General features: G+C 52.3%; 10 protein-coding genes. All 10 read left to right on the top strand.

What is annotated here, in order from left to right:
• The first annotated feature begins 63 nt into the window (after positions 1-63).
• The 10 genes from bshA (at position 64) to IEY46_RS13955 (ending at position 11,811) form a co-directional block, all read left to right on the top strand.
• Positions 64-1,224 carry an N-acetyl-alpha-D-glucosaminyl L-malate synthase BshA gene (gene bshA, locus IEY46_RS14000; RefSeq protein ID WP_188992611.1) on the top strand — a complete coding sequence of 387 codons (1,161 nt, stop codon included), beginning with the start codon at positions 64-66 and terminating at the stop codon, positions 1,222-1,224.
• Between the two features lie 2 nt (positions 1,225-1,226).
• Positions 1,227-2,591, top strand: a complete 1,365-nt coding sequence (locus IEY46_RS13995; protein WP_188992610.1) for a CCA tRNA nucleotidyltransferase — start codon at positions 1,227-1,229, stop codon at positions 2,589-2,591.
• Positions 2,592-2,612: 21 nt separating this feature from the next.
• Positions 2,613-3,602 (top strand): biotin--[acetyl-CoA-carboxylase] ligase, encoded by a 990-nt coding sequence (locus IEY46_RS13990; RefSeq protein WP_188992609.1) that lies wholly within the window; start codon positions 2,613-2,615, stop codon positions 3,600-3,602.
• A gap of 291 nt (positions 3,603-3,893) precedes the next feature.
• Complete coding sequence (gene panB, locus IEY46_RS13985; protein ID WP_188992608.1) at positions 3,894-4,811, top strand: 3-methyl-2-oxobutanoate hydroxymethyltransferase; 918 nt, start codon at positions 3,894-3,896, stop codon at positions 4,809-4,811.
• A complete protein-coding gene (panC, locus tag IEY46_RS13980) occupies positions 4,780-5,673 on the top strand; it encodes a pantoate--beta-alanine ligase (protein ID WP_373288805.1) in 894 nt (297 codons plus the stop codon). Before panB ends, panC begins: the two co-directional genes overlap by 32 nt.
• Entirely contained in the window at positions 5,666-6,049 is a 384-nt protein-coding gene (panD, locus tag IEY46_RS13975) for an aspartate 1-decarboxylase (protein ID WP_188992606.1), read from the top strand. The genes panC and panD overlap by 8 nt, the downstream gene beginning before the upstream one ends.
• A 66-nt stretch (positions 6,050-6,115) precedes the next feature.
• Positions 6,116-6,946, top strand: coding sequence for a tetratricopeptide repeat protein (locus tag IEY46_RS13970; RefSeq protein WP_188992605.1), 831 nt, complete (start codon positions 6,116-6,118; stop codon positions 6,944-6,946).
• 26 nt (positions 6,947-6,972) lie between these two features.
• Positions 6,973-9,882: an ATP-dependent DNA helicase DinG gene (gene dinG, locus IEY46_RS13965; protein ID WP_188992604.1), complete on the top strand. Its 2,910-nt coding sequence runs from the start codon at positions 6,973-6,975 to the stop codon at positions 9,880-9,882.
• Entirely contained in the window at positions 9,879-10,529 is a 651-nt protein-coding gene (locus IEY46_RS13960; protein WP_229750288.1) for a redox-sensing transcriptional repressor Rex, read from the top strand. Before dinG ends, IEY46_RS13960 begins: the two co-directional genes overlap by 4 nt.
• Complete coding sequence (locus IEY46_RS13955) at positions 10,510-11,811, top strand: amidohydrolase (protein WP_188992602.1); 1,302 nt, start codon at positions 10,510-10,512, stop codon at positions 11,809-11,811. The genes IEY46_RS13960 and IEY46_RS13955 overlap by 20 nt, the downstream gene beginning before the upstream one ends.
• The last annotated feature ends 7 nt before the right edge of the window (positions 11,812-11,818 follow it).

Raw genomic sequence — 11,818 nt, 5'->3', positions numbered from 1 at the left:
TAACCATAACGGACCAAGAGGCTACATAGATTTAATCATCAGCCTACAGCGGGGGTGTCAAAAGTGGAAAGACGTTTAAAAATCGGTATCACGTGTTACCCGACACTTGGCGGATCAGGGGTTGTGGCAACCGAGCTTGGCAAGATTCTTGCCGAAAAAGGACATGAAATTCATTTTATTACCCACAGTGTTCCATTCCGGCTGGGCAAATTCCAGAAAAATATTTTTTATCATGAAGTTGAAGTCAACGATTATTATGTTTTTCGTTATCCGCCTTACGATTTATCGTTGGCGAGCAAAATGGCTCAAGTGGCAAAAATGCAAAATCTGGATTTGCTTCACGTCCATTATGCGGTTCCCCATGCGATCTGCGCCTATTTGGCGAAGGAAATGGTGGGGGAAGGCCTGAAAACCGTAACAACGCTGCATGGAACGGATATTACCGTACTGGCCCAGGATGAATCGTTAAAGGATCTGATCCGGTTGGCCATTAATAAAAGCGATGCCGTGACTGCGGTTTCCAATGATTTGATTCAGGAGACGCGGGACCTGCTGGATATTCATAAACCGATTGATCTGACCTATAACTTTGTTGACAAGCGGGTATATTACCCTCGGGAATGTTCCTCTCTGCGCAGTGATTTTGTGGGCAAAGATGAAAAAATTCTTATGCATATATCCAACTTCCGGCCGGTAAAAAGGGTCAGCGATGTGGTCGATGTATTCGCCAAAGTGGCCGAACATATTCCAAGCCGGCTTCTACTCGTCGGAGAAGGGCCCGAGCTGCCCAAGATTCAGCATAAAATCCGCAGTATGGGGCTGGAAAACAAGGTTCATTTTCTGGGTAAACAAGATGATGTGGCGCATGTGATTTCCATTGCCGATATCATGCTGCTTCCTTCAGAGAAAGAGAGCTTCGGGCTTGTAGCTCTGGAGGCGATGGCATGCGGCGTTCCGACAATCGGCTCATTTGCAGGGGGGATACCGGAGCTGGTTACGCACGGGGAGACCGGATTTCTCTCTCCGATCGGCGATACGGAGGATATGGCCCATAACGCGATCTCGCTGCTGCAGGACGAGAGCATGTACAGCCGTTTCAGGGAAGCTTGCCTGCATCGTGCACGTACCCAATTCTGCAATGATTTGATTACAGCGGAATATGAACGGATTTATTATCGTGTACTAGGCATTGAAGCCGATATTCCGCTTCCGGTATGTGATTAATTGTGAAGACGACAGGAACGGCCCTCGCTGCCGCGCTGCCTGTTCTGCAGAAGCTGGAATCCTGCGGATTCGAGACTGTTTTTGTAGGCGGCTGCGTACGTGATTCGCTCTGGAAACGTCCTCTCAAGGATATTGATATCGCTACCGCTGCACGCCCCGAGCAGGTGATGGACTTGTTTCCCCAAACCATACCGACCGGGCTCAAGCACGGTACAGTAACGGTTATTCATAACGATAGCCATTACGAGGTGACGACCTTTCGTACGGAATCCGGCTATGAGGATTTTCGCAGACCGGCTTCCGTGCAGTTTGTCGATAATTTGGCTGCGGACCTGCAACGGCGCGATTTCACCATCAACGCGATGGCTATGCGTTCAAACGGAGAAATATTTGATCCCGTGGGCGGCCTGGACGATATCCGAAAAGGCGTTTTGCGCTGTGTCGGCGATCCCGACGCCAGGTTTCAGGAGGACGCGCTGCGTATGCTTCGGGCTATAAGGTTTGCGGCCGAATACGAATTGCGGATTGCGCCTGCAACCTGGAGAGCCATAAAGAGGCACCAGAGGCTGCTTGTCAACATTGCGATGGAACGCATCGGATCGGAATGCGACAAAATGATTGGCGGTTCGCATCCGGACCGGGCTATTGTCTGGTTTGCGGCAAGCGGGCTCATGGACGACACGAAAGAACCGCTGCCTGAGCGTATACAGGCATGGGGAGGGAGGCGAGAGTCTCTGGGGAGCCTTGCAAATATTACGCTTCTTGATGAGCCGGATGACCGATGGGCAGCTTGCTGCTTGGCGGGAGATTTGCCGCTGCCGGCGGTGAAAGGGCTGTTTCAGGCATTATGCTTCTCAGCCAGACGGGCGTCAAGGCTGACAGCCATTATTGCTCTGCATGAAGCTATGGTAGAAGCGATAAAGAATCTGTCCTTCCGCAGCGAGAACGAATGGCTGAGCCTGCTGCAGGATTGGAAGCTGCGGGTGCTGGAACATGGCGAATATGCAAGCCGCGCATGGCTGCGGATCATTGGCGAGCTTCCCGGACTGTTGCCTTCGGCTGCGGAGCGTCATTCAATTCCGCCGCTGGATCGCACCACGGGTTCAAGCGTGGAGGCAGATTATTCTGACAGCCTGATTAACCGCTTGAAGCGGGAACTTGATTCCCTGCCAGCCTTCTCTCTTTCGGGGCTTGCCGCAGATGGATCGGCCGTGCTGGCCCGGGTAGGTAAGCCTGCAGGTCCATGGCTGGGGAGGCTGCTCGAGAAGCTGCTTCGCGCTACTGCATTGGGAGAGGTTGCCAACGAAAAAGAGCAGCTGCTGAATTATGCGGAGCAAGTAAACAGGGATGAAGTCATCAATGACTAACAAAACCGGTTAGGAGCAGGTATGGACACTCGGATTATCGCTTTGTTGGAACTGCAGGAGGAAGGACGTTATCTATCCGGCGAGGTGCTCAGCCGGGAATTAAACATAAGCCGCACCGCGGTGTGGAAGCATATCAAGAAGCTGGAAGGCATGGGATACCGAATTGAAGCTTCTCGCAGAATGGGTTACAGGCTGCTGGGTAAACCGTCCAGGCTGACCATGCCTGATCTGATGGAGAAATTGAAGGAATCCTCATTCGTCCCTTCTATTAAGCTGCTCGATGCCGTAGATTCCACTCAGAACATTGCCCAGCGAATGGCTGAGGAAGGTGCGCCTGAAGGAACGCTTGTCATAGCGGAGCAGCAAACAAAAGGAAGAGGCCGTATGGGCCGTCATTGGGTTTCCCCTCCAGGTAAAGGAGTATGGATGAGCATGGTGCTCCGTCCGGAAATACCACTGCAGTTTGCGCCGCAGCTTACCCTCCTTGCGGCAGTTGCGCTGAGCCGGGCGCTTATGGCAATCGCACCGCTGGATATTGGAATCAAATGGCCCAATGATCTGCTTATTGGCGGTAAAAAAATCAGCGGCATTCTGCTGGAATCGACTGCCGAGGACGAGCGGCTTCGTTATGTAGTGGCGGGTATCGGAATCAGTGTCAATCTGGAGGAGACGGATTATCCGCCTGAGCTGCTGGAGGCCGCTACATCTCTTCGGATCGCGCTTGGGCGGCCGCTTGAACGCTCAGAGGTAATAGCCGCTTTTATATCCCAGTTCCAGCAGCTCTATACCCTCTATCACAAGGAAGGCTTCGCACCAATACGCAGCTTATGGGAGGCACGGTCGATTACGCTGCATAAACAGGCAAGACTGGTTACCCCATCCGGGGTTGTGGAAGGAACGCCGGTCGGCCTGGATGACCGCGGAGCTCTCCTCGTCAAGCTTGCAGGCGGGGAAATTATCCCGGTATTCTCGGCAGATATCAAGTTGCCGGCAGGTGATGGTGGCGCATAGACGGGAAGACGTTTTTTTGCTATACTCGAATTATTCATCAAGACAGATTTCAGGGCGGTATCTGCAAGTGAAAGAACCGCACCGACAGAAATCCGTTTTCGGCAATCATACTGGTTGTTTGATGTCTTTTGCATAGCTGTGCGTACTCTGCTCTGAGCCGTTAGGGACCGAGACAGAAGGAAGCCGCTGGTGGCAATCAGGACGTTCCTTTTTGGATGGGACCTTTTTAGCGGCAGCTGAAAGGTTTTTTTGCATTTACAATCCATTTACCTCAAAGGAGGAAGAAAGCTCATGAAACAACCGTTGACTATTACCAAGTTGAAAAAAATGAAGCAAAGCGGCGAGCCAATTTCAGTGCTGACTGCCTATGATTATCCATCCGCCAGGCTGGCCGAGGAAGCAGGAATCGACGTGATTCTTGTTGGGGATTCCCTCGGCAATGTCGTGCTTGGCTATGATTCGACCATACCTGTTACCCTTGATGATATGGTGTACCATTCCAGGGCTGCTGCCCGTGGTGCGCAGCATACTTTTATTGTGACCGATTTACCGTTCATGACCTACCGGCTAGGGAACGAAACAACTTTGCGCAATGCCGCCAGATTGATGCAGGAGGGTCATGCCCACGCCGTCAAGATGGAGGGTGGGGCCGATATTGCCGGAGAGATTGCCGCTTGCGTCCGGGCTGGAATTCCGGTTATGGGGCATATAGGCCTGACGCCGCAGTCGGTCCATCAGCTTGGAGGCTACAAAGTACAAGGCAAGCTGCCAAAGGAAGCGCAGCAGTTGATCGATGACGCGAAAGCGCTGGAGGCTGCCGGGGCGTTTGCCATCGTAGTGGAGCTTGTGACGGAACAACTGGCGGAAGCCATTTCCAAGTCTTTGACGATCCCTACGATCGGAATTGGCGCGGGCCGGGGCTGTGACGGACAGGTACTGGTTTACCACGATATCCTGCAGTATGCGTCCCCTTACCGGCAGAAACGTTTTGTCAAAACCTATGCGGATCTGGGAGCAACCGTGCGAAATGCGATTGGTGAGTATGTAGCGGATGTAAAATCCCGCGCATTCCCCCAGCAGGAGCATGCTTTCGAATCCGAGCTTGAACCGCTGAAACATGTATACGGAAACGATACGTCCGAGGCACAATCAGCCGATGAGAAGGAGACGGTTTCCCGTGATCGTATGCACAACCAAACAACAGCTTAAAGAACAGTTGGCTCTATATAAGGAAGGGTTTCCGGGGAGCAGGGTCGGACTTGTACCGACGATGGGTTTCCTGCATGAAGGTCATGCCAGCCTGATGAAGCGCGCCAAAGAAGAATGTGATTTTACCGTTCTGTCGGTTTTTGTCAATCCGCTGCAATTCGGTCCCAATGAAGATTTTGACCGCTATCCCCGGGATAAGCAGCGCGATGCGGCACTTGCGGAAAACAACGGAATCGATGTGCTGTTTATGCCGGATGTGAGTGAGATGTATCCGACGAAACCGCTCACGAGAGTATTGCTCAGCGAAGTGACGGAACGTCTTTGCGGCGCTTCCAGACCGGGACATTTTGACGGGGTGGGAACGGTTGTAAGCAAGCTGTTTCATCTGATTCAGCCGGATCGGGCATACTTTGGGATGAAGGATGCCCAGCAGGTGGCGGTTGTGGAGCGGATGGTGTCCGACCTGGATTTTTCCGTTGAAATAATACGCTGTCCTACTCTGCGCGAATCCGATGGACTTGCTATGAGCTCGCGCAATGTGTTTCTGAATGAAGAAGAGCGGCGCCAGGCCATCATCTTGAATTCGGCGCTTGAGCAGGCGGAACAATGGGCTAAGGAGCCCGGGATGACCGCTCCGTTGTTCAAGGAACGGCTCAGTTCCTATATCGGACAGGCGCCGCTGGCTGATATTGATTATGCCGAGCTGCTCCACTATCCGGACCTGACAGATCTGCCGGATGACATGGAGCTTGCAGCGAGTACCCAACCGCTCATCATTGCGATAGCCGTCAGGTTCGGAGATACGCGCTTGATCGATAACCGAATTGTGGAACAGAAGTGGAGGTGTGCACCGCATGTTTAGAACGATGATGAAATCAAAAATTCACCGGGCAACTGTTACGGAAGCCAATCTGAATTATGTGGGAAGTATTACCATTGATGAGGATTTAATGGAGCTGACCGATATTTGGGCTAATGAGAAGGTTCAAATCGTCAATAATAATAACGGGGCGCGGCTGGAAACCTATGTGATACCGGGACCAAGAGGCTCCGGCGTCATTTGCTTGAACGGTGCAGCCGCAAGGCTTGTGCAGCCAGGTGATAACGTCATTATTATTTGTTATGCTATGATGAGTGAAGAAGAAGCGAAGGCTTATAAACCCAAGGTAGTCATTGTCGATGCGGACAATCGTCCCGTGCAAACAATGACGGAAGAAATTCACGCCACAATATTGTAACTCCGCCAGTTCCCGCGCACATCCAATGCCAAGCCAGTGTAACCTCTGGAATGGGGTATGAAAACAATGGCCAGGGCAAAGAATGAGCATAACAAATTCACGATATCAAGTGAAGGTGGGATGCAGGCGATGATTAATCAGGTATTTGGAACACTGCATGAAACGCTGGACGATATTATTATTCATTATCCTTATGCGGATGCCGAGCAGAAACAACTTTTGGATGAAAAGCTTGCTGTTCTCAAGCAGTTCAGTGACAGCTTCATCGAACACTGGCTGCAGTTTGAAGAAAAAATGGCTGATTTCCGTGACATGCAGTCCGGGCAGCTGCAAGTTCCAGCAGCTACAGGGGCAAGTGCTGCCGTCCCAACGCAGGCAGAGCTGGAATGCCTGGCGGAAGCCGAGAAATATATGCTTGTGCAGCATCTAGCGCCGGGCAAAGCCGTCCATGCTGAACCTGAGTCTCCGTTGTCAGCGGACGATCCCGATCAGACGGCTTCCTGCGAAGCCTTCATCAAAGGCCAGGGCTATTTCAAGCTGTTTATGTTTAAGGAAGCTGCTGCGTGTTTTATGGAGGCTCTGCTTCACGCACCGGAATATAACGAAGCCAAATTGTTTCTGGCTATGTCCCTGATGCATCTTCAGGAATGGCAGGAAGCCCAGCGTCATTTTCAACTCCTTATCGAGGTGACTGACAATGCCAAATGGCGGGCTCTGGGTCTTAACGCGCTGGGATGCATCCAGGCGATCAGGTTGAATTTGGAGCAGGCCGAGCGTTATTTTGCAAGAGCTCATGAATCCGACCCCGATTTTCCCGATCCCGTCTCCAATATCAAGTCCTGCCAGCAGCATACAAACGGCCATTTGTCATTGTATTTTGGGAGCGGGCAGCTTTAGTTTTTGCGAAAGGACGTCATAGCCGGATGAATTATGCGGTACTCGATTTGGAAACAACCGGACATAGTGCCGGCGATGAAATTATACAGGTTGGACTTGTTATTCTTAATGAATCCATGGAAATATCCCGATCTTATAATACTTTCGTCAAGCCAAGCATTGCAATCCCGTCTTTTATTACACAATTAACCGGGATAGACGAATCTATGGTTCAAGACGCGCCTTCTGTGGAGGATGTGCTTCTGGAGCTCATCCCCCTGCTGGACGATGCGGTACTGGTCGCGCACAATGTCGGTTTCGACGCCGGGTTTCTCAACTCGGCGCTCGACCGCAGCGGCTATATGCAATTTGCCGGACGCCGGCTCGATACGATTGATTTGTTGCGTGTGCTGTATCCCACATTGACAACTTATCAACTGGGAGCGGTTACGGAATTATTCGGGATTGATCATGACCAGCACCATCGTGCGGACAGTGACGCGATGGCTACGGCTGAGCTGTTTATTGAATGCTACCGCAAGCTAGAACAGCTGCCTCTGATGACGCTGGAGCGGCTGGTCAGCTTGTTTAATGACGATATCGACGATATGGCCTGGTTCATCGGGCAGATGGTCACCCTCAAGGAAAACCAAAGCTCTATTGATCTTGATGCCTATACCTACTTTCGCCAATTTGCCATGAAAGCGGGCGATTGGACGGAGGAGCAGCCGGCTAGAAGCGGTGAAGGCGAAGCGGAGTCTGTTCATGAATGGTCGTTCGATGACTTTCTGAAGCATATAAAAGATGGAATCCGCGCGCTTAATCCCGGTTACGAGGAGCGCGAGCCTCAGAACATGATGTTTCAGGAAGTGATCGACGCCTTTGAACACGACCATCATCTGATGATTGAAGCAGGGACGGGCACGGGGAAATCGCTGGGTTATTTGATCCCGGCTTTATATTATGGTGTCCAGCAGGGAAAGCGGATAGTCGTCAGTACGCATACCATTAATCTGCAGGAGCAGCTCCGTCAGCGCGATCTGCCGCTTTTGCAATCCGTTATGCCGTATCCTTTCAGGGCGGCTGTTTTCAAGGGGCGCGGCAACTATCTTTGCCTTCGTAAATATGAAGCAAAAGTAGGGGCGCAGGACTTCGCCTCCCGCAACGAAGACCGGATCACGGCTGCACAGATGGTAGTATGGCTGAGTGAAACCGAGCATGGCGACCAGGAGGAGCTTAACTTTGGCAACAGGGGCAGTGAATTCTGGAGCACGGTGGCAAGTGACGCCGATTCCTGTCTCAACCGCAGCTGCCCCTGGTTCAAGCGCTGTTATTATCACCGGGCTAAACAGGAAGCCAATATTGCGGATGTGGTGATTACCAATCACTCCATGCTGTTTACCGATATCCGCGCCGATCACAGGCTGCTGCCGGGTTATGATCATTTAATCGTTGATGAAGCGCATCATCTGGAAGATGTGGCGGGCAAGCATTTGGGCACCCAGGTGTCCTATCATACGGTTCACCATCCGGTAGGCAGACTTTGCAAGGATGCGCGCAACGGCCAGCTTATTCTGTTGAAGCACCGGTTGTCTCATGAGGACTTGGAAAAGGCGGCAAAGTGGAGAGAGCAGATCGACGAGGTCGTACCGGTCTTCGGAGAACTGCGCGATGAATGGGACCGTTTGTTTGATATGCTGTTCACGTTCCTGGGAGGAACCGCCGCAAGCGGCAGGCAGGGATATCCCGCGGTTCAGGAAGCCGCCGCCGCCGGTGATGCCAACCAACTGGTACTGCGGCTGCGCAGGAGCCAAATGCCTGCTCAATGGTCTGAAGCCCAGGCTGTAGAAGAAATCGTCCACGGTTATTTAAGCCAGATCATCCGGCCGCTGGATAAGCTGTTCGCTGAGGTGAAGGAGGAGTTGGACGACCCGGGAATCGCCGCGCTTGTGACCGATTTGAGCGGGACGGTCAAGGATTTGGCCAGAGCCCGGGATGACCTCCGCCAGTTTATGAAGGCCGACAAGAAAGAAATGGTTTACTGGATCGAAGCCAATAATAATTACCGGGCCAAATCCATTCATCTGTATGCGGTCCCCGCCAATGTCAGCGAGCAGCTGCGGAATTATTTTTTCGATACGAAACGAAGCGTTGTGCTTACCTCCGCCACTTTATCCGTACAGAAGTCCTTTCAATATGCCTGCGAGCAGCTGGGTCTGGAACAGGATGAACAAAGCGGCAAGCTGAAGACCGTCCAGCTCCCTTCCCCGTTCAATTACAGGGATCAGGCGCTAGTCATTATTCCGCGGAATTTCCCTGTGCTTAAGGGAGCAGCGGGCGATCCGCTGTTTAATGAAATGCTGGTTAAGTCTTTGGGCGAGGCCGCTATTCAGACCAAAGGAAGAATGCTGGTGCTGTTCACATCTTACCGGATGCTGCGTCAAGTTTATGATCCGCTGAAAGAAGTTCTGGCCCCGAGCGGCATACAACTGCTTGGACAGGGGATCGACAGCGGCAACCGCAGCAAGCTGACCCGCCGCTTCCAGCAGCAGGCGGCATCCGTTCTCCTGGGAACCAGCAGCTTCTGGGAAGGGGTCGATATCCCTGGCGATGCGCTGACCTGCCTGGCGATTGTGCGGCTGCCTTTTCAGCCTCCTAATCATCCGCTTGTGGAGGCCAAGTCGGAAATGCTGCAGGAGCAGAAGCAGAATCCGTTTATGAAGTTGTCTATCCCGCAGGCCGTCATCCGTTTCAAGCAGGGTTTCGGACGGCTTGTCCGCACGAACCGGGATCGGGGTATTGTACTTATCTATGATACGCGCGTGATTGATACCTACTATGGCAAGTATTTCCTTTACTCGCTTCCTGGACCGAAGATTGAGCATATGCATTTGGAGCAGATCGTTCCGCGCATCGGGGAATGGTTGTCCACAGGTCAAGAAGGGGTGGAGCAATGAAAAAAATATCCGAAGCAGTCGTCCGCAGACTTCCGGTTTACCTGCAGGTGCTCAGCGACTTGAGCAAGAGGGATGTTCAAACCGTATCCTCGCAGGAGCTTGGCAATAAACTGGATCTCAACCCTGCCCAAATCCGTAAGGATCTTGCCTACTTTGGCGAATTCGGACGCAAAGGCATCGGGTACGACGTGTCCTATCTGATCGAGAAGATCCGGCAGATTCTCAAGCTTGACCAGGGGTTGAACGTAGGCCTCGTCGGCGCAGGCAACTTGGGGCGGGCATTGTGCAATTACAATACGTATTTAAAGGACAATATGAAAATAACCGCTGTATTCGATGCCAATCCGGCTATGATCGGAGCCGCCATCAACAGCCTGGTTGTTATGCCGATGGATCAGTTGAAGGACATCGTGGCTGCCCGCAATATCCGGATTGGCATCATTACCGTGCCAGCAGTCGAAGCGCAGAATGTCGCCGATGGATTTGTTGAAGCGGGAGTGGAAGGGATACTGAATTTTGCCCCCACGATTCTTCGGGTTCCGGAGCATGTCAGGATCCATTATGCGGATTTTACGACCGAGCTGCTCAGCTTGGCATATTATTTGGAAAAAGAGGGGGACGAAACGGATGAACCGCTTGTGGATTGAAAATGGAACCTTTGTGACCATGAATGAGAAGGCTCCCGTAATCAAGGGACATATGGTGGTGGAGAATGACCGGATAATCTATTTGGACGAAGAGCCGCCAAATCCCTTGCCTGAAGGTGCCGAGCGTCTGGACGGCCGGGGGCTTCTCTTCATGCCGGGCTTGATCAATACGCACGGCCATGCGGCCATGTCGCTGCTCCGCGGATACTCGGACGATCAGAATCTTCAGGTATGGCTGGAGCAGAAGATGTGGCCGATGGAGGGGAAATATATCGATGCGGACACCCGTTGGGGCACATCTCTGGCGGTTATTGAAATGTTGAAATCCGGCACGACGACCTTTGTGGATATGTATGACAGGATGAATATCGTAGCAGAGGTTGTAGAGCAATCCGGCATCCGGGGTGTTCTGACACGCGGTGTAATCGGTTTGTGCCCGTCCGATGTACAGACGGCCAAGCTTGAGGAGGCCAAAAGCTTCGCAAGAGACTGGAACGGCAAGGCGGATGGACGTATAACGACGATGATGTCCCCGCATGCTCCCTACACTTGTCCCCCTGATTATATCGAACGTATCATTGAAGCGGCTCATGAATTAAACGTTCCGTTACATACCCATATGTCGGAGACGGCTGCCGAGGTGCAGCAGAATGTGAACGATTACGGCTGCCGGCCTGTGGAGCATCTGGACAAGCTCGGTTTCTTCTCTCGTCCTTCTTTCGTTGCCCATGCTGTTCATCTCCATGACGAGGAAATTGCGCTGCTGGCAGAAAAAAATGTCGGCGTGTCCCATAATCCGGCAAGCAATCTGAAGCTGGCCAGCGGCATCGCCCGGGTTCCCGATTTGATCCGGGCCGGAGTTACCGTATCGCTTGGAACGGACAGCGCGGCAAGCAATAATAATTTAGATCTGTTTGACGAGATCAGATTGGCAGCTTTGATCCATAAAGGAATAACCGGCGATCCTACCGTAGTTCCCGCCTATGAAGCATTAAAGCTGGGAACCTTGAACGGGGCCAGAACGGTCTGGCAGGAGACACAATTGGGGTCGCTTGAGGTTGGCAAAAAAGCCGATTTTATCGCAATCGACACGGAGCAGCCGCATTTTTATCCGCAGACTGAGATGGTTTCGCATCTGGTCTATGCCGGATCAGGGCGTGATGTGAAGCATGTCTGGATTAACGGGAGGCAGGTCGTTTCCGGTGGCGAGTGCCTGTTGCTGGACGAGGCCAAAATACGTGCAGAAGCCCAGCAATGCTTTGAAAGGCTGCTTGAGCGATAATGCGCAG

Source organism: Paenibacillus nasutitermitis (assembly GCF_014641075.1).
Taxonomy (GTDB): domain Bacteria; phylum Bacillota; class Bacilli; order Paenibacillales; family Paenibacillaceae; genus Paenibacillus_Z; species Paenibacillus_Z nasutitermitis.
Note: the sequence above shows the minus strand (reverse complement) of the source record. Positions and strands in the feature narration are given on the sequence as shown.

What these genes read in the sequence shown, in the direction of transcription:
- IEY46_RS13990 (WP_188992609.1), top strand. Translation starts at nt 2,613, where the DNA reads ATGGACACTCGGATTATCGCTTTGTTGGAACTGCAGGAGGAAGGACGT.
- panB (WP_188992608.1), top strand. Translation starts at nt 3,894, where the DNA reads ATGAAACAACCGTTGACTATTACCAAGTTGAAAAAAATGAAGCAAAGC.
- panD (WP_188992606.1), top strand. Translation starts at nt 5,666, where the DNA reads ATGTTTAGAACGATGATGAAATCAAAAATTCACCGGGCAACTGTTACG.
- IEY46_RS13970 (WP_188992605.1), top strand. Translation starts at nt 6,116, where the DNA reads ATGGCCAGGGCAAAGAATGAGCATAACAAATTCACGATATCAAGTGAA.
- dinG (WP_188992604.1), top strand. Translation starts at nt 6,973, where the DNA reads ATGAATTATGCGGTACTCGATTTGGAAACAACCGGACATAGTGCCGGC.
- IEY46_RS13960 (WP_229750288.1), top strand. Translation starts at nt 9,879, where the DNA reads ATGAAAAAAATATCCGAAGCAGTCGTCCGCAGACTTCCGGTTTACCTG.
- IEY46_RS13955 (WP_188992602.1), top strand. Translation starts at nt 10,510, where the DNA reads ATGAACCGCTTGTGGATTGAAAATGGAACCTTTGTGACCATGAATGAG.